Origin of the sequence: Pseudoalteromonas sp. SR44-5, from assembly GCF_014163675.1 — a bacterium.
Classification (GTDB): Bacteria; Pseudomonadota; Gammaproteobacteria; order Enterobacterales; family Alteromonadaceae; genus Pseudoalteromonas; species Pseudoalteromonas rhizosphaerae.
The window spans coordinates 14425-37440 of record NZ_JACJDT010000031.1; the positions used below are offsets into that span (position 1 = coordinate 14425).

The 23016-nt window shown below is 39.0% G+C and carries 21 protein-coding genes; 6 read left to right on the forward strand and 15 right to left on the reverse strand.

The annotated features are described in order from the left end of the window. Positions 1–10 precede the first annotated feature (10 nt). Together H5154_RS15400 and H5154_RS15405 are read right to left on the reverse strand one after the other, a co-directional pair. Positions 11–643 (reverse strand): sulfotransferase family protein, encoded by a 633-nt coding sequence (locus tag H5154_RS15400; RefSeq protein ID WP_182718846.1) that lies wholly within the window; start codon positions 641–643, stop codon positions 11–13. Further along, complete coding sequence (locus H5154_RS15405) at positions 644–1018, reverse strand: MAPEG family protein (protein WP_182718847.1); 375 nt, start codon at positions 1016–1018, stop codon at positions 644–646. A 363-nt stretch (positions 1019–1381) separates the two neighbouring features. On the opposite strand from H5154_RS15405, the gene H5154_RS15410 reads away from it, so the two are divergent. Then, the gene (locus H5154_RS15410) at positions 1382–2731 is read left to right on the forward strand and encodes a DUF2254 domain-containing protein (RefSeq protein ID WP_182718848.1); all 1350 of its coding nucleotides are present in this window, start codon (positions 1382–1384) and stop codon (positions 2729–2731) included. 8 nt (positions 2732–2739) lie between these two features. Here the strand turns inward: H5154_RS15410 and H5154_RS15415 are convergent, their stop codons facing one another. From H5154_RS15415 to ggt, 3 genes are all read right to left on the reverse strand, one after another. Further along, on the reverse strand, positions 2740–3450 hold the full coding sequence (locus H5154_RS15415; RefSeq protein ID WP_182718849.1) for an SIMPL domain-containing protein: 711 nt from the start codon (positions 3448–3450) through the stop codon (positions 2740–2742). Positions 3451–3576: 126 nt separating this feature from the next. Next, positions 3577–5271, reverse strand: a complete 1695-nt coding sequence (locus H5154_RS15420) for an NAD-dependent malic enzyme (protein WP_182718850.1) — start codon at positions 5269–5271, stop codon at positions 3577–3579. A 161-nt stretch (positions 5272–5432) separates the two neighbouring features. Next, positions 5433–7226, reverse strand: a complete 1794-nt coding sequence (gene ggt / locus H5154_RS15425) for a gamma-glutamyltransferase (protein ID WP_182718851.1) — start codon at positions 7224–7226, stop codon at positions 5433–5435. A 56-nt stretch (positions 7227–7282) separates the two neighbouring features. Here ggt and rrtA point away from each other — a divergent pair, with 56 nt between their 5' ends. After that, positions 7283–7903: a rhombosortase gene (gene rrtA, locus H5154_RS15430; RefSeq protein ID WP_404936190.1), complete on the forward strand. Its 621-nt coding sequence runs from the start codon at positions 7283–7285 to the stop codon at positions 7901–7903. Between the two features lie 27 nt (positions 7904–7930). Here rrtA and H5154_RS15435 read toward each other — a convergent pair whose 3' ends face one another. From H5154_RS15435 to H5154_RS15465, 7 genes are all read right to left on the reverse strand, one after another. Next, positions 7931–10423: a prolyl oligopeptidase family serine peptidase gene (locus tag H5154_RS15435; RefSeq protein ID WP_182718852.1), complete on the reverse strand. Its 2493-nt coding sequence runs from the start codon at positions 10421–10423 to the stop codon at positions 7931–7933. 105 nt (positions 10424–10528) lie between these two features. Next, the gene (locus H5154_RS15440) at positions 10529–11698 is read right to left on the reverse strand and encodes an endonuclease/exonuclease/phosphatase family protein (protein WP_182718853.1); all 1170 of its coding nucleotides are present in this window, start codon (positions 11696–11698) and stop codon (positions 10529–10531) included. Next, a complete protein-coding gene (locus tag H5154_RS15445; protein ID WP_182718854.1) occupies positions 11695–12630 on the reverse strand; it encodes a YeiH family protein in 936 nt (311 codons plus the stop codon). The genes H5154_RS15440 and H5154_RS15445 overlap by 4 nt, the downstream gene beginning before the upstream one ends. A 13-nt stretch (positions 12631–12643) precedes the next feature. Further along, positions 12644–12868 (reverse strand): DUF2798 domain-containing protein, encoded by a 225-nt coding sequence (locus H5154_RS15450; RefSeq protein ID WP_145233348.1) that lies wholly within the window; start codon positions 12866–12868, stop codon positions 12644–12646. A gap of 47 nt (positions 12869–12915) precedes the next feature. Further along, a complete protein-coding gene (locus tag H5154_RS15455) occupies positions 12916–14064 on the reverse strand; it encodes a 5-(carboxyamino)imidazole ribonucleotide synthase (protein WP_182718855.1) in 1149 nt (382 codons plus the stop codon). Position 14065: 1 nt separating this feature from the next. Continuing rightward, on the reverse strand, positions 14066–14548 hold the full coding sequence (gene purE, locus H5154_RS15460) for a 5-(carboxyamino)imidazole ribonucleotide mutase (protein ID WP_182718856.1): 483 nt from the start codon (positions 14546–14548) through the stop codon (positions 14066–14068). Between the two features lie 153 nt (positions 14549–14701). Next, entirely contained in the window at positions 14702–16288 is a 1587-nt protein-coding gene (locus tag H5154_RS15465; RefSeq protein ID WP_182718876.1) for an ABC-F family ATPase, read from the reverse strand. Positions 16289–16589: 301 nt separating this feature from the next. Between H5154_RS15465 and H5154_RS15470 the strand changes: the two genes are divergently transcribed. Continuing rightward, positions 16590–17798 carry a porin gene (locus H5154_RS15470; protein ID WP_149981168.1) on the forward strand — a complete coding sequence of 403 codons (1209 nt, stop codon included), beginning with the start codon at positions 16590–16592 and terminating at the stop codon, positions 17796–17798. 64 nt (positions 17799–17862) lie between these two features. Here the strand turns inward: H5154_RS15470 and H5154_RS15475 are convergent, their stop codons facing one another. Further along, the gene (locus H5154_RS15475) at positions 17863–18063 is read right to left on the reverse strand and encodes a hypothetical protein (RefSeq protein WP_182718857.1); all 201 of its coding nucleotides are present in this window, start codon (positions 18061–18063) and stop codon (positions 17863–17865) included. 110 nt (positions 18064–18173) lie between these two features. Here H5154_RS15475 and H5154_RS15480 point away from each other — a divergent pair, with 110 nt between their 5' ends. Next, positions 18174–18695: a TetR/AcrR family transcriptional regulator gene (locus H5154_RS15480; RefSeq protein WP_149981170.1), complete on the forward strand. Its 522-nt coding sequence runs from the start codon at positions 18174–18176 to the stop codon at positions 18693–18695. 428 nt (positions 18696–19123) lie between these two features. Here H5154_RS15480 and H5154_RS15485 read toward each other — a convergent pair whose 3' ends face one another. Together H5154_RS15485 and H5154_RS15490 are read right to left on the reverse strand one after the other, a co-directional pair. After that, on the reverse strand, positions 19124–20002 hold the full coding sequence (locus H5154_RS15485) for an alpha/beta hydrolase (RefSeq protein WP_182718858.1): 879 nt from the start codon (positions 20000–20002) through the stop codon (positions 19124–19126). Positions 20003–20083: 81 nt separating this feature from the next. Further along, positions 20084–20581, reverse strand: coding sequence for a GNAT family N-acetyltransferase (locus tag H5154_RS15490; RefSeq protein WP_182718859.1), 498 nt, complete (start codon positions 20579–20581; stop codon positions 20084–20086). A gap of 81 nt (positions 20582–20662) precedes the next feature. Between H5154_RS15490 and H5154_RS15495 the strand changes: the two genes are divergently transcribed. Then, on the forward strand, positions 20663–20860 hold the full coding sequence (locus H5154_RS15495; protein ID WP_145233335.1) for a hypothetical protein: 198 nt from the start codon (positions 20663–20665) through the stop codon (positions 20858–20860). 297 nt (positions 20861–21157) lie between these two features. After that, positions 21158–22675 carry a Calx-beta domain-containing protein gene (locus tag H5154_RS15500; RefSeq protein ID WP_182718860.1) on the forward strand — a complete coding sequence of 506 codons (1518 nt, stop codon included), beginning with the start codon at positions 21158–21160 and terminating at the stop codon, positions 22673–22675. Positions 22676–23016: the final 341 nt, after the last annotated feature.

The window sequence follows — 23016 nt, forward strand, 5'->3', positions numbered from 1 at the left end:
TTACTTCCTATCAAGACGATGGGTATAGATATTTATCGATTTTACCATTTGCTGTTGAAGCAACTTTTAGTGGATGTTTTACTGCATTCCAAGCTGTTACTTTGCCACCAATATTCATTTTTTCAAACTCTGTCAGTTCAGTTTGTAATTGCAAAAAATCACAAAGCTGATTAAAACTGTTTGGATGGGCGATATCTATTGATAAAAAGTCAGCTGTTCGCTTAGCAAAATAGTTATGCGCAGCACTTTTGTGTTGCTCATAGCATTGTTGCAAATAGGCATCACTGTGTAACTCATCAACAGAAAAACGGCCAAAGGTATGCAGATAACAACGCTTAATATGAGGGTTGAACCCCCCATCCGCTCGCATCAAGTTGGTGTGCATTCTCAGTAATAATTGGCGAATTGAAGGCAGCCATTTATCTGCTTCTCGCTCTAAATAGATAAATTTAGCACCTGGATAAAGTGAATCTAAATATTCGTAATCATTAAAAATTGGGGTGTCAGCGATCACTTGCGCTTGGTTAAAACATTGCTTGGTATAGGCTGTATGGGCACAACTAAAACCAAGTTGTAAAAATGCATGGCATACACTGGTTGTGCCCGTACGAGGTAGGCCAATTATAAAGATTCTCTCTGACATTTAATAAAGGCGTGTAAGTAATAAGATAAACGCATTTAACACTATTATTAAGAAGGTTGTTAGCGCGCCAATTTGGCGATAGCGGAGATTTTTATCGACAATACCCAAATTATGAAATACGCGCCCTATCAGTAATGCTGCCCCAAATGCGTGGCAATAATGACTGGCTAAACCTTGATACTCGACTAAAAACAATAAAATAATTGCAAGAGGAACATACTCAATAAAATTACCATGCGCGCGCATGGCGCATTGCAGTTGTTGATTACCACCATCACCAAGTGAAATTCGTTCAGCTCGACGAACTTTAACTACGTTCATCGTTAAATAAATATAAAAAAGTGCTAATAAAGCAGCATATAAAGATACAATCACAATAAACCTAATTTTTATCTAAGTGTTTATAAAAACTTGTGTATTACCAAGTCTCCCTAATTATTGGTAGTACTATACAACTATTGTTATTTAAATAACAAATGATAATCAACCAGTACAGTATCAATGGCGTTTACTATTTATCCGATTAATCATGATGAAATATAAATAAAGTAACAACATCTTACCGCCCGCGATTAGAAGCCCATATATTATAGATTTTAAACCTGCAGCGGACAAAAAATACGTTCCTATTGGCACTGTTACTATTAATAATTAGACCTGCAACAAAGTTTGTTGTTAAGCTTACTGCATAAACTAGCTGTTGTTGGTGCAACAACTAAGTCATCTTAGGGTTCATATATGTTTACTCCGCGAAAATTTGCCGATAATTACCGAGAATTAGTCAGTAGTATTGGTTTCTATCCATCGTTATTATCGGTGATATTTTTATTGTTTGCAGTACTTGTTACCACAACAGAGTACACCTCTTTTGTTATGGAGCTTAAGTCGCTGCTTGAGGTACTATTGGTTGATAGCGAAGAAAATGCACGAACGATTCTAAGTACATTAACGGGTAGTATTATTTCGCTAACTGTTTTTAGTTTTTCTATGGTTATGGTGGTACTAAATAGTGCCAGCGCAAGTCTATCACCAAGAGTATTACCGGGGCTTATAACGCGGAAATCACATCAACTTGTTTTGGGGTTTTATCTCGGCAGTATTATTTTTTCAATCGTTATGCTGATCAACATCCGTACTATGGATAATGGTGAAATAGGAATTCCTTCATTGGGCATACTTTTTTCACTTGTTTTTGGCCTGATATCGTTAGGCTTTTTTGTATTTTTCATCCATTCAATTTCAAGGGCTATTCAAGTCGATAACGTATTAAACGACTTATATAAGAATACTAAAAATGAATTGAAATCGATTATTAGCATGCAAAAAGATAACCCTATCGATGTATTTCCTAACTTTGACGATTGGTCGAGTATTTCAAGTAAAACAGAAGGTTACTTTAAAGGCGTGAATAGCGATAAACTATGTGCCCTTTGCCAACAACATGATATAAAAATTTATGTTGTAGTTAAGCAGGGTTTTTTTACTGTTGAAGGCTATCCGTTTTTAAAATGTAATCATGATTTATCTGATAACGAGCAACTCCTTGAAGATTTACTTAATTGCTTTATTTTTTATATCGAAGAATATGTAAGTGACAATTATCGGTTTGGAATGACACAGATCTCAGAGATTGCAGTGAAAGCGATGAGCCCGGGTATTAACGATCCAGGTACTGCGGTAAAGGCGATCGATATGCTCAGTATTTTACTCATTGATCGATTAAGCATTTATAACGTTAATTACTCTTTAAAACATAGTGATGATAAACAGCCACTGTTATATTTCCATGAAACATCATTTGATGAATTATTGCATGATAACTTCACGCCAATCCGCAACTATGCAAAAAGTGATGGTTATGTGATGAATAATGTACTCGAAGCGTTCAAAAACATTTTGTTCAGAACCCACCAGAACAGTAAAGCAGCGCAGAGTCTATTTACTTATTTAGATGCTATTATCGATGATGTAAATGAAAATATTAGTAATCAGTATGATCGCGAGCAAATAATTAATATGCTTAATGCTATCGCGAGGATCTCCCCTGAAATGGGAGATAAATTGGTGGCGAAATTTCGCCACCAATGAGTTGAGTGTTAATTTTTAATTAGATAAATTGCATAGCTGTCTGCTGAGATTGTGATTTCGCCAGCATGATAGGCATCAGGGACGAAATTACCTGAATTACTGTCTGACAGCATGGTTTTTTCAGCACGCATGTAAGGTTGAGCTGATACGTTCATAGGGGCATTTGAAGCACTATACAAACCTTTGAGTTCTACGTCGTATTCAGCTGCAAATTCTTTTGCCGCTGATTTTGCATCTGCAATTGCCATTTTTTGCACTTTCTTTTGCAATGAATCGTAACGACTCGATGTGAACTCAGTTTGATTTATTTCATTAATGCCTGCGTTCACTAAACTTTGCAGCAGTAATGGATATTTTGTTACATCCGTCAGTGTGAGTGAAAGTGTGCGACTAACTCGGTAACCAATAAAGTCTTGTTTACCTGTTTCACGGTTATATTGATTTTCTCGGTTAATTGAGATCTGTGAACCATAAATACTTTTTTCATCAATCCCCTGCTGCTTTGCTAATTTAATCGCTTTAGCCATAGTTTGATCAGCTTTTTGTTTAGCGCTCATCAAGTCCTTATCAACTTCAACAATGGCAACGCCTAACTTTACATTATCGGCAATAGTGGAGATTTGCGCTTGGCCTTGAATATAAATGTGTGGGGCATCTGGTGTACTGGCTGCAAATACATTGAAACTTAGAGTCGCGGCTAATAATGGTAAATAACGCATACATATCCTTAATAGTTTTAATAACGTTATTAGATACCGTACGCGGTTAATTTAAAATGAACAAGCATAAAAAAACAGGCCGAAGCCTGTTTCTAGATAATTTACTAGTTAATCAGCAGTGACCGCTTAGATACTACAACGTTTGTAATTACGGTATTTTGGTAACCAGTAATTTCTGTCAATTGCCGCCCATAACATATCATCGCTGATCTCAAGCGCTGCCCCCTCTTCGATGGCTTTTTTAGCCACCCCAAAAGCAATACGTTTACTCAGTGTTTCAATTTCTGTTAGTGCAGGTAATAAACTCCCTTTACCGGTATTAGCCCGAGGTGATGATTCTGCTAATATTTCACTCGACACCATGAGCATTGCATCAGTAATACGGGTGGCTTTCGCCGCAATAACACCTAAACCAATACCAGGGAAAATATAGCTGTTATTACACTGTGGAATTACAAATGTTTCACCGTCATAAACAACCGGTGCAAATGGGCTGCCAGTTGCAACAATCGCTTTGCCTTGTGTCCAATTGATCACATCTTCAGGTAGTGCTTCAACTTGCTTAGATGGATTACTTAACGGGAAAATAACAGGCTGTTCGCATCCATTATGCATGGCGCGAATGACTTGCTCAGTAAATAAACCAGGTTGCCCTGATACACCAATGAGAATATCAGGAGCTGTGCAGTGCATCACATCTAGCAATGAGGCGTATTCACCGCTGTATGTCCAATCAGCTAATTTATCTGTAGGTTGAGCAAGTGCTTGCTGGAAGTCGCGCAGTCCTTCCATACCTTGTGTTAACAAACCAAAACGATCAACCATGAAAACTTGGCTGCGGGCTTGTTCGTCAGAAATACCTTCCGACACCATTTGCGTAATGATTTGCTCGGCAATACCACAACCTGCGGAGCCTGCGCCTACAAACACTACTTTTTGTTCTGATAATTGTTCATTCTTCACACGACATGCAGCAAGCAACGAACCAACTGTAACCGCCGCTGTGCCTTGAATATCATCATTAAAACTGCAAATTTCATCACGGTAGCGTTTTAATAAAGGCATCGCATTAGGCTGTGCAAAGTCTTCAAATTGTAATAACACATTTGGCCAACGACGCTTAACGGCTTTAATAAATAGATCTAAAAATTCATCGTATTCATCTTGTGCAATACGTTTATGGCGAGCACCCATATACATAGGATCGTTTAATAACTTTTCGTTATTCGTTCCTACATCAAGCATAACTGGTAGCGTATAGGCTGGGCTTATGCCACCACAGGCGGTATAAAGTGATAGTTTACCAATTGGAATACCCATGCCACCAATACCTTGGTCGCCTAAACCAAGAATACGTTCACCATCAGTAACAACGATAACTTTTACTTTGCCTTTGGTCGCATTACGTAAAATATCATCGATTTGATAACGATCTTCATAAGAGATAAATAAACCGCGCGCGCTACGATAAATATCTGAGAATTTTTCACAGGCATCACCCACGGTTGGGGTGTAAATAATAGGCAACATTTCTTCAAGATGGTCACGCACTAAACGGTAGTAAAGTGTTTCGTTGTTATCTTGGATGGCGCGTAAATAAATGTGTTTATTTAGGTTGTCTTTAAAACTTGAATATTGTTGATAACAACGTTCAACCTGCTCTTCAATCGTTTCATAGCGTGGAGGCAGTAATCCCGCAAGGTTGAAACTTTCACGCTCTTTTTGAGTAAATGCACTGCCTTTATTTAAGAGTGGCGTTTCGATCAGACCAGGGCCTGAGTGATGAATATAAAGATAATTTGGGTCAGTATTTGTAGTCATAAGTCCAAGCTTAACGAAGTCTTTAAGTTACGATCTGTCATTATTACTGTTGAATATTAAAAAGCAATGATATTCAATCTTGTCAGACCATTAGGAGAAAATAAGACGTGTGTGCTTAACACACACGTAAAAGTAGATTGTACATTAAATCACGATGTCAATTAAGGCTTATTCACTGGCATTTCGTGCTCTTTAAGAACAATACTTTGCTCACTTAAAGCGATCCCTTCGCGGCGAGGATCTGCGGCACCAAATAAAGTGCCATTGACGACTTCAACCGCATGCAAGCCAGAGTTTAAATCGACCACTTTTACTGTATGACCCCGCTTTTGTAAATCAGGAATAATCGCCTCGATAGCGGTGCCTTTTTCAATACTAGTGTAATTATTATTACGATTAGTAATTCTTGGCAAGTCAATGGCTTGTTGAGCAGTTAGTTGCCAATCTAGTACGCCAATAACCACTTGCGCGACATAGTCGATAATTCGGCTACCGCCAGGTGAGCCGACCACTAAGCGTAAACTGCCATCGTTATTAAACACCATCACCGGTGACATTGAGCTGCGCGGACGTTTACCTGCTTCAACACGGTTGGCTAATAATTTGCCGTTTTTGCGCGGCGACAAGGCAAAGTCGGTTAATTGGTTGTTTAATATATAACCGTTCACCATAACCGTTGAACCAAACGCCATTTCTATTGAGCTGGTCATTGATACCGCGTTCCCTTCACTGTCGACAATAGATACATGGGTAGTAGATGGCAATTCATACGCATCATCTTGTGCGTAACTTAGTAATGGACGAGGCTGCCCTGCATAGGCTTTTTCGTCTCGCTCACTTATTAATTTTGTCCGTTGCTCGATATAGCGTTTATCGAGTAGCTCATTAGTAGGAATATCTGCAAAATCGGGGTCGCCCATATACACATTACGATCCGCAAAAGCGAGTCGCGATGCTTGGCTAAAATAATGCAGGGCTTGTGCCGAATTAGCTTTAAATTGACCCATGTTCTTATCTTCAAGCAAAGCGAGAATTTGTAACACCGCGACTCCACCACTGCTCGGTGGTGCCATAGAACATACTTTATAGCTATGGTACGGGGTGCAAACTGCGTCACGTTGTTTACTTTGATAATTAGCTAGATCGGTTAATGCTAAAGTGCCTGGCGCCACAATAGAATGAGTGACCGCAGCAACCATTTTCTTAGCGTTATCGCCTTTATAAAAAGCATCAATGCCTTTACTGGCGATTTTTTTGTAAACTTCAGCAAGTGGTTGGTTCGTTTTAACAGTACCAACAGCAAGCGGTTTACCATCTGGAAAAAAATAATCACGGATCACTGGAAGTGTTGTCACCCCAGGATTTATTTGTTTGGCTAATAAAGCATGTAAACGCGGCGATACTACAAATCCTTGTTCAGCAAGTTCTATGGCCGGTTTAAACAGCTCCGCCCATGCAAGTTTGCCATATTGTTGATGCGCTTTAGCGAAGGCATGCAATAAACCAGGTACACCCACTGAACGGCCGCCAACCACTGCTTCAATCCAAGGTGCCGCGTTACCTTTTTCATCTAAAAACAATGTTTCGTCAGCATTACTTGGCGCTGTTTCGCGGCCATCAAAGCTGGTTAGCTTATTATGACCTTTGTCAAAATGCAGCATAAAAGTACCACCACCGATCCCGGATGATTGCGGCTCGACCAAAGTCAGCACTAATTGTGTTGCAATGGCAGCATCGACTGCACTGCCGCCCTTAGCGAGTATGGTTTGTCCTGCTTTAGCAGCATAGGGGTTTGCCGCAGCAACCATATACTGCTGACCGGTGACATGTTGCTTTAGTTGATGGCCAGTGGCGGCTTCTGGCTCGCGTACTTCTCGTGGTGTTTGAGTGGCTAAAACAGGTAAAGTGAGAAGAGTTAAACTAAAGACGACGCTGGTTTTAAAAGGTAAAAACATAAAAAGACCTTAATTGCATTGAGATGTTTGGCATCTTAAAGTTAAACGGGCACAATATGCAAAATTTTGCTGTAAAAAATAAGAATAAAATGGTCAATTTACCACTTCAACCCCGATATATTTTACCCCCGCTGTGTTTAATGGCATTAAGCGCCCTATTTGCAGCGTTTAATTTAAATGATGTTTTAGAGTTTAATCGCCAGCTCATTGACCAAGGCCAAGTATGGCGTTTGATCACGAGCCAATATGTGCATGCTAACTGGGCGCACTTAGCATTAAATTGTGCCGGTATCGTACTGATATGGGCGTTACATGCTGAGCATACAAAACCGACGCAATATGCATTGCACACCTTATTTTTGGCTGCTTGGTGCGGTATTGGGGTTTACTTTTTTTGTCCTGAGATTCACATTTACACCGGATTGAGTGCACTACTGCATGGTGTAATTGTGTGGGGGGCAATCAAAGATATTGAAGTTGGCATGAAAAGCGGCGGTTTATTGTTTATCGGTATTTGGCTTAAAATTGCTTATGAACAATTTCATGGCCCCAGTGCTGAAGTGAGTAAATTAATTGCCTCTCGGGTTGCTGTTGATGCTCACTTAATAGGTGCAATTGGCGGAATAGTACTCGCAACGCCACTGCTGATAAATTATATAAAAAAACGCCAAGCATAAGCTTGGCGTTGTCTAAAAATTTAGTGCTTATAAACTTTCTTTAAATAGTTTATGAATACGACGGTATTCATCTAACCAACTAGAAGGCTGTACAAAACCATGTGGTTCGACTGGAAATATAGCCGTTTCAAAGTTTTCTTTTTCAAGCTCAATTAAACGCTGTACTAAGCGTACTGAGTCTTGGAAAAACACATTATTATCAACCATAGGGGCGTTGATCAATAAGCGGTTTTTAAGTCCCTGCGCATAATATATAGGCGAACTTTTTTCATACGCAATTGGATCAACATCTGGGTGATTTAAAATGTTTGATGTGTATGGACCATTATAGTGTGCCCAATCGGTAACTGGACGAAGTGCAGCCCCGGCTTGAAATAAATCAGGCTGAGTAAATAACGCCATAAAGGTCATAAAGCCACCATAAGAGCCGCCATATGTACCCACAGCACCGGTATCAACATTGGCATTTTCAGCCATCCATTTAACACCATCGGCTAAATCTTCAATTTCTGGGGTACCCATTTGACGGTAAATCGCCGTACGCCAATCACGTCCATAACCTTTTGATGCACGATAATCCATGTCCATCACTACATAACCTTCAGAGGCTAGTAATGAATGAAACATAAATTCGCGGAAGTAACCTGACCAACCCATGTGTGAGTTTTGTAGATAACCTGCACCATGGTTAAAAATGATCGCTTTGCGGTTTTTGCCGCTCTCACCTTCTACATAGTCTGCTGGGTAATATACTTTAGCGTATACCGGTTGTTCAGTATGACTTGACGGTACCGCAACAATTTTAGGCGCAATTAATTGTTTTGCTAAAAATTCACTCGATACTGTATGAGTTAGCTGCGTTGCAGTTGTATTCGCTTTTGCATCAGCAACATATAACTCTGGTGGAGCCATGATTTTGGAATGTGTTAACAATAATTTGCTTTGATCAGGGCTTAATTTATAGTCGGTCATACCGTCTAAGTTGGTTACTTGCTCTGATTTTGCCGTTTGTGGATCAACGCGGTAGATTTCATATAGACCAGGATGCTCAACATTGGCTTTGTAATAAATTGCACTGTCGTCATCTGTTAGTGTGAGGTTCGATACGACAAACTGACCTTTGGTAAGTTGTGTTGCTTTACCATTGAGTGGTTTTTTATATAGGTGGCTATAGCCAGTTTCTTCAGATAAATAATACAAGGTATCTGAATTATTTAACCAGCCAAAATCGTTATAAGCATAGTTAACCCATGCATCATCGTGTAAACGGTGTTGTGAAACAAGTTTGGAATTTTCAGCATCAACAGTAGCTAACCAACGGTCTTTGTTATCCCATGCTTCAAGCATAATCGCGACTTGCGTGCCGGCTTTGTTCCAGACGATAGCACTTTGATCCCATCCCCAATCCATCATTAGGTTGATAGCACGAAGTTCTTTTTTAGATTCATATGTTTTGCCGTCACGGGCATAGTTTTCTTTTTTAACTGCCGCTAATACATCTTCATCAAAACCAGGTAAGGTATCAAATGCGAGTGCTGTTTGCGTTTGCTCAGTTAAATCTATGTAGATAACTTGCGAGGTTTGTGGTTTTTCATCAGCAACACGACGACGTACTTTTTCAGCTTTTACCCGTGCATCATCAGCAATATAGTTTGGCATGATGTCGGCTTCATCTCGCCAAGGTTTGGCCTCAGTGACAACAGCAATTAATGCTTTACCATTTGGTGATAACTGCACATCGGCTAACTCATTGCCTTTACCTAAGTAAAACTGAGCATCGGCAATTGAACTATTTTGCTGGTTGAGTTGCTCTTTGCGCGCTTGTTTATCTTTTTTATTTTTATGAGTCAGCGCAATGTAATCAATCAGTTTATGCTGTTCTTTAGCGATGTAAGTTTCAGGCTCTGTAACTCCTTTTGGTGCATCGCTCAAATGAAGATTTACAAGCTCAGCTTGCAGTCCCGTTGCCAAATCTACTTTATAAAAAGAGTTTGCTTGACGATAAGCTAAATTACCATCAGTTAAAAATTGTGGTTTAGATTGTTTAGCACTGTCGTGAGTAATTTGTGTAATTGCACCTGTATTGATGTTCTTTACAAATATATTACCTTCAAATACATAGGCTTGCTGTGTACGATCCACTGAATAAACAGCATCACCAGCCCCTAATGTATGCAACTTATTTAACGCTACTTGGCTTGCCGCTTGGCTATCAACAGCTTGTGTAAATAAGTCTCGAAGCTCATTACCTTGTTGTTTTTGCGCATAGACAACTGTTTTTGAATCAGTAGCCCAAAACGCACGCTCTGCTTGGCGGCCTAACCAATCAGGATGAGCCATTGCTTGCTCAAGTGTGATTGCGCTGCTGCCTGTATCAGCAGGCGTTACAACAACGCTGGCAACAGTTGATTGTGGTTGCTCTGTAGGGGTAGATGCGGTTGATTGACAACCGGACAACATAACGCTGGATGCTACGGCAAGTGCAATTAAGGTTTTTTGAGTAGAAGATTTAAAAATCATAGGGCTTCTGTAAGGTTATTGTAATTCCCCCAATTTAAGCAGAAGCACCTATGTAATAGCAATTATTTCAGACAAACAGCCAAACTTTGCTGTTTAATAACCAAGTTACTTTATAGAAATATCTAACCACACCATGCGATGATCTGACGATGCATTACGATCTTTAATTAACCGGTACAACTCGCTACTTTTAGTTGGCCAAAATACCCCACCGTCATGGACTTCAATGCCATAAGTTGAAGGCAAAACATAATCTGCACGAGCTTGCCAGTAAGCTGTGTAAGCCGCAGCATATTTTTCACTGTAAGTGGTTTTAGCGCCCTTACTAGTTGGTGTAAATTGACTATTTATTAATGAATTTTTTAAAAGTTGATCCGTTGTATCTGGGCGTTTTTTATCTCCTTCAGGAGCCGCATTTAAATCTCCGACTATAACAAATCGTGATTTTTCAGCTAACCCGCCTTTGACACCATGATCGTCATAGAGGTAATCTGCGCTGGCGATATAATCTTTAATCAAACGTACTTCATCATGATTACGTAAGCCGTTTCTATCTTCAGCACCATCAAATACAGGAGGCGTTGGGTGCGATGCAATAACGTGCAGCATTTTACCTTTTACAGTAACCGGAATATCCCAAAACGATTTTGAACTGAGTCTCAAAGCTTGCCATTCTTCGTTGTTATACCAATTTTCACCTGTAGTTGGATCAATTGGCATTTTAGCATTTGGCATATCTTTGTATTTAAAGGTTTGTAAGGTACGAATTTTATCAAAATCAATTGGGTAGCGAGATAAGACGGCCATACCATAATGGCCTTCAAAAAAGCCAAAACCAAATGCATCCCCTTTAATACCAGTTGCTTGGCCGTCATTATCTAGATCAAATGGCGTTTTCAAACCTGTGTTTACTGGGCCAACATAGCTGTACGGATAATCTATAGCGGGCTGTTTATTTTGGCTTTTAGCAAGGTAGTGCGTTTTAAAATAATCAATGCCTTGCGCTTTGCTGACATAATCAAATTCATTTAATAATAAAATGTCAGGGCGAATGCGTTGAATGATCTCGGCAATATTTTTGATTTGTGGATGATTTGTTTGTAACGCATTTACCAGGCCATTAGGATCAACGTCCTTATCATTTTCAGCATAATTTGTTGCATCCATGCTCACATTAAACGTGGCTACACGTAAAGATGATGCGGCCAATGCTGAGTTAGAAAAACCACTGATTAATAGGCACGCTAATGTGGCGATAGAAAACTGCTTCTTCATACGATATATCCATCTAAAATTAATAACAAAATGACACTACTTACGACTATCCATAAAATAATTGCCATTATAAAGGGCTTTAGTCCTGCTTGTTTTAATACAGCCAGTGATAAGCCACTGCCAATTAAGAATAAAGTCATTACCAATAGTTGTTTTGCTACGGTGTTGATCAGCTGCCAGAGATCCGTAAATTGAGGCAAATACGTATTGATCAATGCAGCAGCTAAAAAACCAACAATAAATAAAGGAATGCTGGCCTTTTCTTCTGAGCGCCAAAAGACACCTGCAATCGTAGTGTAGGGAATGATCCACATCGCACGTGTGAGCTTAACTGTTGTAGCAATACTTAGTGCCACAGCTCCATAAGCTGCTGAGGCCCCTACTACACTGCTGGTATCATGAATAGCTAACGCTGCCCATAAACCAAATTGGTGTTGGCTTAAACTAAAGTAATGACCAATGGTTGGAAATAGTAGCAAACCGACACCGTTTAATAAAAACACTACACCAAGTGCAACCGCTACTTCGTGATCTTTAGCTTTAATTACCGGCGCCATCGCTGCAATCGCACTGCCTCCACAAATGGCCGTACCGAATGATATTAATACACCTGTGTTACGATTTAATTTAAAGACTTGCGTTAAAATTTCACCAAGACCAATGATCGCTGTAATACTGACTATGGTCAGTACCAGTGAACTGCGACCAACTTCAATCACCTGATTAAAATCAACAGCAAAACCTAAGCCAACCACCGCGGCTTTGAGCATCCATTTACTCGCCTTTTGGGATAGCTCTGCAAATGGATTACCGAGCAAAATAGCAAACATCGCGCCACAAATTAGGGCACTACCACCACCAATCCAAGGGGTGATACACAGGCCAAAAAAAAGCAAGTATAGAGGCTTTTTAATCCGATCAGACACAGACAAAATAATCCCTTCGTTACGAGCGCACAATCTTTGTAGTGAGCTTATGCACAACTGGTGCTACAAGAATTACGGTAGGAAATGCGACACAAAATGCAAAAGCCCACGCCGCTAACCAAATAGAAACTATGTTATCAATTAAACCAACATTAAAAATTGAAATTACCAATGACATAAAACCAGACATAAATAATGCCATGAAAAAAGCGAATACCACGGTTCTGTATTTAGCGCTAATCATAAAACTATTCCTCAAGTAAAAAGCCGAGATATACTCGGCTTTTTTAGTTAATTTAAAATCAACGCGGTGCTGGCCGCTAATACGCCGGGATAATCTTCCTCCGGAAGATACTCCGACAATTGTGCTAAGCGTTCACCTAACTCATGAAGGTTCGCAGCAGATACATTAATATGGCCCATTTTACGACCAGGCTTTGCTGTTTTACCATACCAATGACTCGTAACCTCAGCAATGCTTAGTACTTGCTGAGGGATCGCTGCTTGTCCGAGCACATTCACCATTGCCGTAACACGCTGCAATTGTGTGCTACCTAATGGCAGCCCAGCGACTGCACGCATATGATTTTCAAATTGACTGCAATGCGCGCCTTGTTGGGTCCAATGACCAGAATTATGAACCCGAGGAGCAATTTCATTGACCAATAACTGCCCTGCCACATCGAAAAACTCAATCGCCAATACACCAACGTAATCAAGCTCATTAGCCAATTTATTAAATGCATCTTCAGCTTGTTGTTGAATCACTGATTTTTCTTTACCGGCGATAGATAAGGTTAAAACACCATTGGTATGCTGGTTTTCAGTAAGTGGGTAAATAGCGGTATTACCACTTTTATCGCGAACACCTATGATTGATACTTCACGATCAAATGGTATCATTTGTTCGGCAATAATAGTGTGTGGCGCGGATTCAGTACCGGAGGCAATAAAATCAGCCATTTGTGACCATATCTGCTCAATTTGATCATCTGATTTTAAACGCCACTGGCCTTTTCCATCGTAACCGGCTTGACAGGTTTTGATCACTAATGGCTTACCCAAGCTAGCAACGGCTTGTTCTAAATGGGCTTTTTCAGTGATTAACTGATATGGTGCGCACTTAACCGCGGTTTTACTTAGTAATGCTTTTTCTAGGGCGCGATCGCCACCCGTTTTAATCGCGGCTTTACCCGGATAAAACTTTTTGCTTGCACAGCATAGCGTTAGCACATCATCAGGAATATGCTCAAACTCAGCGGTGATCGCATGAGCGTCTACAATGGCTTGCTCTAACGTTGTAGTATAGATTTGCCCAGTTAATGGGTGAACAATTTTTTTACTACCAACATCATACGCAATCACATTTAAATTCAATGGCGCACCAGCTAAACACATCATACGTGCTAATTGGCCGGCTCCTAAAATTAAAATAGTCATATTACTCTGCTGGATTTGGGTTAGCTAAAATAGTGTCGGTTTGTTCTTTACGGAACGCTTCAACTTTGGCAAATATCTCCGGTTGCTGACAACCTAAAATCTGTGCAGCTAATAATCCTGCATTTGCAGCACCAGCTTCACCAATTGCTAATGTACCTACCGCAACGCCTTTTGGCATTTGGCAAATCGACAGCAAGGAATCAATGCCATTTAATGTTTTAGACTTAACTGGTACGCCTAAAACAGGTAAAGAGGTAAAAGCGGCAGCCATACCTGGTAAATGCGCTGCACCACCTGCGCCTGCAATAATTACTTTAATACCACGTTCTGCTGCTGAACTTGCGTAATCAGCGAGTAATTGAGGAGTACGATGAGCCGATACAACTTTAGTTTCGTAAGCGATGCCAAATTTATCTAGCATGATCGCCGCATGTTCCATAGTTGGCCAATCTGACTTGGAACCCATAATAATGCCAACAGTCATAAATACTCCTCAGTAATGGTTTTAATACCTATAGCGGACTTATGTCCGCATTAAAGGCGGTCATTATACACGTATTAATTGTTAAATTGCGAATATCGAGTAACAAAAAAGCCATGACTAGCATGGCTTTTTGAGCAGTAAGTAAATTGAGCTTTAGCCTTCTTTACTGGCTAAATATTCAGAGTAAGTACCTCTGAAATCAATTATTTTGCCGTCTTTGATCTCCCAAATACGGGTTGCTACAGACGACACAAATTGACGGTCGTGAGATACAAACAATAAGGTACCTTCATATGCTTCTAGCGCTAGATTCAATGCTTCAATTGATTCCATATCCATGTGGTTTGTTGGTTCATCCATTAATAGAATGTTTGGCTTGTGCATCATGATTTTACCAAACAGCATGCGGCCTTGCTCACCACCAGATATTACTTTTACTGACTTTTTAATATCATTTTGAGAGAACAACATACGGCCTAAGAAACTGCGAACAACTTGTTCATCATCGCCTTCTTGCTGCCATTGCTCCATCCACTGAAATAAATTCATATCTGTGGCAAACTCGTCAGCGTGGTCTTGCGCATAATAACCAATGTTGGCATTTTCAGACCATTTAAATTCACCTTGCTTTGGTGCTAAACGCCCCGCGAGAGTATTTAATAATGTTGTTTTACCTACCCCATTTTCACCAATGATAGCGATACGCTCGCCTACTTCAACTAAGCCTTCAAGGCCAGTGAACAGCATATCGTCAAAACCTTGGCCTAAGTTTGTTAATTCAAGGGCATTACGGAACAACTGTTTTTCTTGCTCAAAACGAATAAATGGCGTTTGGCGAGATGACGCTTTAACTTCGTCTAATTGAATTTTATCAATACGTTTAGCACGCGATGTAGCCTGTTTAGCTTTAGATGCATTAGCCGAAAAACGCGATACAAACTGCTGTAACTCAGCAATTTGGCTTTTCTTCTTAGCATTTTCGCTTAATAACCGTTCCCGGGCTTGGGTAGCTGCAAACATGTATTCATCATAGTTACCCGGATAAATACGCAGTTCACCATAGTCAATATCAGCCATATGTGTACATACAGAGTTTAAAAAATGGCGGTCATGGGAAATGATGATCATCGTACAATCACGTTGATTTAATACATCTTCAAGCCACTTGATTGTGTAAATATCCAAGTTATTGGTAGGCTCATCGAGTAACATGATGTCTGGATCAGAGAATAATACTTGTGCAAGTAACACCCGTAATTTAAAACCAGGCGCTATTTCAGACATTGGGCCATAATGCTGTACGGTATCAATACCTACACCCATTAGTAATTCACCCGCTTTAGACTCAGCAGAGTAACCATCCATTTCAGCGAATTCAGTTTCAAGATCGGCTACTTTCATGCCATCTTCTTCACTCATTTCAGGCAAGCTGTAGATACGGTCACGCTCTTGCTTTATAGCCCACAGCTCTTTGTGGCCCATTATCACAGTATCAATAACTGAATATTCTTCGTAAGCGAACTGGTCTTGGTTTAGTTTAGCAACACGTTCATTTGGATCAGTACTTACATTACCAGCTGACGGTTCCAATTCCCCACTTAAGATTTTCATAAATGTTGATTTACCACAGCCATTTGCGCCAATTAAACCATAACGGTTACCTTCGCCAAATTTAGCTGAAATATTCTCAAATAACGGTTTAGCACCAAATTGCATGGTGATGTTAGCTGTACTGATGATAGCGCTACCCTCCAACGGGGAAAATCAAAGAAATAAAATTGGCTGGAGTGTAAACCAAATAGGCTTATTTTTCCATGAATTATTAGCTTCGTGGGCTATAGCTGCTGTCCATCGAAATAAGCTAATTTAGGTCAATTTATTATGCTAGTATTGTGTAGCTGCACACAAAAAGAACATAAATTAACAATTCAAATTTCCTCTATCATTTTTTGATGATATTTTTTCACTTTAGCCATTAATTTAGCTTTGTTAGTCTGCGCGACCAAAGGACAATGATAAATAGCACACAAGGCAATATTAAATGAATAGAAAATTAATTGGGGTCATCATCGCAAGCGCGTTGATAGCACCGAGCGTAAACGCTGTTGAGGTTTATGATGACGGAAAAAACAATTTAACCATCGGTGGTTTTATTGACGCCAGAATAATCCACACACAAGGGCAAACTGAAATAGTTAATGGTGCATCACGGATTAGCTTTGATTTTAGTCGCAAACTAAAAGATCAGTGGTCAGCTTTAGCCTTATTAGAATGGGGTGTAAACCCTGTTGGTAGTAGCGATATTATCTATAACAACCGCTTTGAATCTATTCAAGATAAATTTTTATATAACCGACTTGGTTATGTAGGTATAGCACATGAAAAATACGGACAAGTGACAATTGGTAAACAATGGGGTGCTTGGTACGACGTAGTTTATAGTACTAACTATAGCCTAGTTTGGGATGGTAATGCAGCCGGTGTTTACACCTACAACAAAGACGATGGTGCAATTAATGGTACCGGGCGCGGTGACAAGTTATTGCAGTATCGTAATACGTTCGGTGATTTTAGTATTGCAACACAAGTGCAATTTAAAAATAATGATTTTTATACTTGCGATATCGAAGCCATTTCTGAAGCTGCTTGTCAGACTTTGTGGGAAAATGGCAGTGATCTTGCTCAACAAGTAGAATTTAATTCAACCTATGGGGCAGCCGTTACCTATTCAGTAAGCGACGACTTAAAACTTTCTGCTGGGTTTAACCGCGGAGAACTGACCGTAAATTACGCCGCAGGACGAATTCAGTCTGTTAATGATTTTATTTATGGCGCAGGCGTTACTTGGGGTAACTTCAACAATGATGGCCTTTATTTTGCCGCAAATATCAACAAAAATGAAAATCATGATACCGATAACTTAGGCCGTCTTATCAAAGACGCGATTGGGGTAGAGTCTTTATTATCTTATAAGTTTGATAATGACATTCGTACCTTCATTGCATATAACGTCTATGATGCTGGAACAGATTACGTGATCCAACCAAATTTTAACGCCGATCCTAATGACAACTTTAAACGTCAATTTACAGTACTTGGCTTTCACTATCTATTCGACGAAGATACGATTTTTTACATTGAAGCACGTAAAGACTTTAGTGATTTTTCAAGTGCCGATAAAGAACAAGAATATCAAATGGGTCTATCAGAAGATGATGGCATTGCATTTGGTTTTCATTACACATTATAACTAGAACACTGACAGGCTGATTATTTAATCAGCCTGCTTTGCTAATATTTAGCACCCGCTGCGATCACATTTTTTTTGCTTTACCTTTAGTTGCAAACGATTTTGTCAAAGCCAAATAACCTTCCTTAGGTCCTAAAATTATCCATAACATTAAAATTCCCCCCGGTAATAAAATTGCTTTAAGTAATGGTCCTAGCATGTAAGAATAAAAAATAATAAATGGGATAAATAGTCCGTAACCAATAACTTGTTTGATAAAGTTCATATAAGTTCCTTGTTTAAATGAGCGCGCTCACAAATATAATTGAGCGCAGTCACTTTTTCAAGTAACTTCATCTTTACTATCACAAGTTAAATATAATTAATTGATATACAATGAATAAAAAAACGCAAACCTATAATAAAATTCTTACCTCGGCTTGGCTGTTATTCTTAGAGCAAGGTTATGCTCATACATCTACACGAGAAATTGCAAAAGCGGCTAATGTGGCCGTTGGTACTGTGTTTAGTCATTTCGAAAATAAAATCGACTTACTAAAAGCAGGAATGCAGCAACAAATAGATACGATCATTCATCAGGCTAGTTTAACTGATCGCCAACATGCACCAAGGCTTAAGTTACGTCACTATGCCCTACCGTTGTTTGAATTTTATTGTAATAACATTGAATTTAGTAAAATATTGATAAGCGATATGATTTGGCAAGCAGCTTTTTTTGAACAGCAAATGAGTGAGTTTAAAAAACGGCTGTTCAATGAACAGCAAGAGTTTGACGATATAAAAGCAAGTGTGATGTTAGATTGTTATTTTATGACCATTATTTCAGGGTTAAATGAACCTGCGCCAGAACCTGAAAAAATGCTACGTCAACTCACCAGCAAAATATCTATTCTTTAGCGACAACTTATTTCACGCTGTGTTTCACTTTGGGCATTAAATTTAAGCTTTTAACTTAAAGTAATAGCGATTTTCTATGTTTAAGTGCAAACTCTGTAACTTATCTATTGATAAATTAAACGTCGTTAGTGTGTAAATAAAACTCACCTTCTAAACCCCTACTAATTCGCTGCAATTACCGACTGTTTACTGATATTTTTTGATTTAAGACGTTGTCGTTGTATCAATGAAGATCCCTCCATAGCCAAATAAACATAACTCTTGTGATACGTTTAATCGAATTACTAACTTTGATTTATCAAGCTCATGATTCTTCTTGATAGCTTTTAGTTGAAAATAACTTTTTATGCAGAGTTATCTTAATTAACAAATATAGTATGATGTGTTCTTTTGTGGTTTATTACTGTCTTATTATTTAGTTAAGCATATTAGTTTATTGATGAATTATAGAAATCGAGTGCCTGCTTAACACTATGCACCGGGTTTTCCCTGTGCTCTAAACCTTCATTAATTCTGCTATTCCAAATAATATCATTAGCATATATGTTAAGGCTATTATTAAGACCAGCAAAGGCACTTAACATTAAAGGATGCTCGGCGCCTCCTACTGTTATATAGAGCGACAGCGGTATGTTATCGTCTGTATTGAGGCATCGTTGCGATAAGAATCGATCAAACTCTTTTACAACGGTCATATCGTCGTACCAAGCAGCCGGACTAAATGCAAAATAACCGTTAAACAGCCAAGGCTTTGTACTCATAGTGTATAAAACAAAACTCCCTCCTGCTGAATAGCCCGACAAAACACGATTATTATCTAGCTTATAATGTGATTCTAAATACGGTAATAACTCACCTTCAATAAAAGCCAAAAATTGATCTGCTTGACCAAATAATTCTGGTGAATTTTCACTTGCTGGTCTTGCTTGGGTATTCACATCTTGGCGTGCATACGGCGGCACTAAATCACGATTTCTGGTAAAGGTCCAAAATTGATTAGGAATAGACACTAAAATTGTATCTTGCTGCGCTGGTAACTCAGTCATCACTGAATCCCACTGCGTAAGATTAAAGTTACCATCGGTTCTAATGATCAAGGAGTAGCGCTTATTTGGCTCAAAATTGTTAGGTAAACGAATAAACACTTTCCTACTTTCATCCAATACCTGAGAATAAATAGTGATGTCTTTAAAATTTGACGTGTAATGCGCGTTATATTTATAAATGACAATAGCGCATGCAATGAAGCCGGCTGTACTCAATAGAATTATGATTGCAGTGCGATTTAGTTTTTTTAATAGCAGCATAGCTTTCAGGTAAAGATTGTTTTAAAAACAATACCCTTTCTGTATTTTTAATTAAACTACCGTTATGTAACAAAGTGTGATTTACAGTTGATACAACCATTGTTCACTCGCTACATGAGTGAATTTAAAACGGCGAAGTAGTTGCTGGCTTTGGCTATTTTCTGTCGCCACTTTCGCCTGTAAATTAGTAATGCTCAACTCATTGCCTAACTGCGCAACAACGGCTGTTATATTTGTTAGCATAAATGCTAATGCTTCAGACATAAACCCATTCCCCCAATGATTTGGTGACAACTCAAAACCTAACCAAGCAGTATCTTCTTCAATATCATATAAACCAATGCAGCCAATCAAGGTCGACGTATTTAGTAAGTACATTCCAAAGCGCAGCGTATTTCCTTCATACATGCCAGTAATATCATCTTGGATCAGTTGTTTTACGTCATCACGTGCAAGTGGCACTGCATAGTCATTAAACTGAGCAACTAACGGCTCAGACAAAATAGCCCACAACGCACTACAGTCCCTATGCTTAATTGGCTTTAATGTGATTCGACTTAGTGCAAACTCATTGTTCATAAATAAAATTAAATTACGGCTTTAAAGCCCGCTATTATTCCCTTAAGATACCCGCCATACAAGTTAATAACTGAGCTAATTATGAATGACGAATTTAAAGTAATACAACCTACAACCACAGTGTATTGCCCAAAGCGCGGTGAAGGTTGGACCCTTACAGGTATTACTAGCATTAATGAATTTACATCTGTTATGTTTGATGGTGTGCGTTATACGTTACCTGCACGTGAAATCATTGAACAGTTATTACCTAACCAGCTTGCTCGTGAACAAAAATAGCCACAACTTAAAATTCCCCGTTAAAGATACAAAATAAAGCCTTTAGTATTATAAAACACCTCAATTTAGCCAGCATTTCGTGTATAAATGCCAACCGTTCGTTAAGATATGTTGCTTTTGTAATCAACCATTAGGATAATTGTACAATACTTTGAGGTTAATAACGGATGCGCTCGGCTTATAGGAATTAAGCAATACAATTTTGGGAACAAGGATAGGCAGCTATAAACCAAATTGTAATTACCTCAGACTAACTATAGCTGTAACAATGGATCCTCGTTAAAAGGCCTACTCTAAATGAAAACAACGCTAAAAATTACAACCCTGTCTGTTGCTATCCTTTCATCTTTGCAAGTTGCGCATGCAAACCAATGTAACGGTCAACTTTATGGTATTAATGCTGGACGCGGTGACACCGGTATTATATTTAAACTAGACGAATATACACAACAAACTCAAGCACATTCTAGAGCTAAATACAGCTCTTCAGCGCTTACTCATATTCCGGAAACAAATCGCTTGTATTACATCTCAGCACCTCGCCCTATTGAATATCAAGTAGATGTTGAGCACTTAGGTTTTAATTCAACAGAGCTCAAATCTCTACCTATTAGTGGCAGTAAGTTTAAGTACATCAAATTGGCCTATGTTGATTTAGATACAAACGAACATGTTGAAGTTGGCAGAACAAGTAACATGTATCGTTTAGTGTATGACCAACAAAATAATCGCTTACTTGGATCATATAAAGATAAGCTATACGCGATCGATCCTGAAACTAGCGAAACAACTTTACTTGGAAATATTACAGGCCTTGAAAATGACCAAGGTATCTGGCGTGGTGACATGGTATTTAAAAATGGTGAATTAATCTTAGTCACCAGTACAAGTTTATATACTGTGAATGTGCAGGAACTTACGGCAACAAAATTATCTGATCACAACTTAACGACTGTCACAGGCGCTGCACTTAACCAGCAAGGTGATATTGTATTAAGCCGAACTATTTTAACTGATCTAGGCCATTCTAATAAATCTGAGTTGTACAAAGTAAATAAAAACACTGGCAATACCTGCCATGTTGCAGATTTTCCAGTACGTTTAAATGATTTAGCAACTAATTTTAACGAATCAGTTGCATGCTACGATGCACCAGTTTGCACCGTGTCAGATATTCCAAGCTTTACTATTGTACCTATTGTTGATTCAGTAGACGAAGGTAGCGCATTATCTTATAAACTAGAGCTAAGCAATAGTTATGAACAAGATAGTGATATTTATGTATCGACTTCAGCAGGAACAGCAACAAGTAGCGACTACAGTTTCTCTGATCAAGTCATTACTATTGCGGCAGGTGAAACAACTGCTTCATTTACAATCCCAACAATTGATAACGATGACTATAGTGAAACTAAAACCTTTACCGTCAATGCCGTTGCTCAGCTTAATGTAACTGGTTCAAGTTCTCTACCAGCGTCTATCTTAAATGATGATGCTCAGTGTATTGCCGAGAATTACACACGGATCAGTTACTCTTTTATCTCTGAAAATTCTGGTTATAATAATGATTGGGGTATTAAGGTTAATAACCAATATATTAAATTGTTAGATGAGCATGGAGCATCAGGTTATTACGACGTTAAAGCCAGTGATTCAATCGTTTACGTACTTTCCGTGAACGGTAATGCAAACAATCTTAAAACAGCCTATAAAGCCAGTGGTACTAAGCAATATTGGGAAGATCAAAACGACAGAGACTACAATGACTTCGTCGTAAATGTCACAACACAACCAATTCAAAAAGGCTGTAATTAATCTGAACTTAGGATAATAAATCCCTTACCCAAGGTTCAGGTAATTCATAACTTTCCTGTTTATCATTATCAAATTTACCCCACAAAAAAAGCCAGCATCGCTGGCTTTTTTTGTGGGGTAAATTGAAAATTAACGTAACGCGTTAATTCGACCATAAAGTGGTGGGGGTGAAGAGAATAACTCAGCCATACCTTATACCAATCGACTTAAATATTTAACCATTCTAGCGGGCTAAATAAAGTGCTGACTGCGTTAGTGATTTTTTATGTACGACAGCATGGATGCAGGAGGTAGAGCAATGCAGGAGCAATTGCCGAGAACAACTACATGTCAAAATTCCT

Bases quoted from the DNA above. Each gene is read 5' to 3' on its own strand.
- H5154_RS15410 (WP_182718848.1), top strand. From the start codon at position 1,382: ATGTTTACTCCGCGAAAATTTGCCGATAATTACCGAGAATTAGTCAGT.
- H5154_RS15440 (WP_182718853.1), bottom strand. From the start codon at position 11,698: ATGAAGAAGCAGTTTTCTATCGCCACATTAGCGTGCCTATTAATCAGT.
- H5154_RS15500 (WP_182718860.1), top strand. From the start codon at position 21,158: ATGAAAACAACGCTAAAAATTACAACCCTGTCTGTTGCTATCCTTTCA.
- H5154_RS15450 (WP_145233348.1), bottom strand. From the start codon at position 12,868: ATGATTAGCGCTAAATACAGAACCGTGGTATTCGCTTTTTTCATGGCA.
- H5154_RS15400 (WP_182718846.1), bottom strand. From the start codon at position 643: ATGTCAGAGAGAATCTTTATAATTGGCCTACCTCGTACGGGCACAACC.
- rrtA (WP_404936190.1), top strand. From the start codon at position 7,283: ATGCAAAATTTTGCTGTAAAAAATAAGAATAAAATGGTCAATTTACCA.
- ggt (WP_182718851.1), bottom strand. From the start codon at position 7,226: ATGTTTTTACCTTTTAAAACCAGCGTCGTCTTTAGTTTAACTCTTCTC.
- purE (WP_182718856.1), bottom strand. From the start codon at position 14,548: ATGACTGTTGGCATTATTATGGGTTCCAAGTCAGATTGGCCAACTATG.
- H5154_RS15415 (WP_182718849.1), bottom strand. From the start codon at position 3,450: ATGCGTTATTTACCATTATTAGCCGCGACTCTAAGTTTCAATGTATTT.
- H5154_RS15470 (WP_149981168.1), top strand. From the start codon at position 16,590: ATGAATAGAAAATTAATTGGGGTCATCATCGCAAGCGCGTTGATAGCA.
- H5154_RS15480 (WP_149981170.1), top strand. From the start codon at position 18,174: ATGAATAAAAAAACGCAAACCTATAATAAAATTCTTACCTCGGCTTGG.
- H5154_RS15475 (WP_182718857.1), bottom strand. From the start codon at position 18,063: ATGAACTTTATCAAACAAGTTATTGGTTACGGACTATTTATCCCATTT.
- H5154_RS15485 (WP_182718858.1), bottom strand. From the start codon at position 20,002: ATGCTGCTATTAAAAAAACTAAATCGCACTGCAATCATAATTCTATTG.
- H5154_RS15420 (WP_182718850.1), bottom strand. From the start codon at position 5,271: ATGACTACAAATACTGACCCAAATTATCTTTATATTCATCACTCAGGC.
- H5154_RS15495 (WP_145233335.1), top strand. From the start codon at position 20,663: ATGAATGACGAATTTAAAGTAATACAACCTACAACCACAGTGTATTGC.
- H5154_RS15435 (WP_182718852.1), bottom strand. From the start codon at position 10,423: ATGATTTTTAAATCTTCTACTCAAAAAACCTTAATTGCACTTGCCGTA.
- H5154_RS15490 (WP_182718859.1), bottom strand. From the start codon at position 20,581: ATGAACAATGAGTTTGCACTAAGTCGAATCACATTAAAGCCAATTAAG.
- H5154_RS15455 (WP_182718855.1), bottom strand. From the start codon at position 14,064: ATGACTATTTTAATTTTAGGAGCCGGCCAATTAGCACGTATGATGTGT.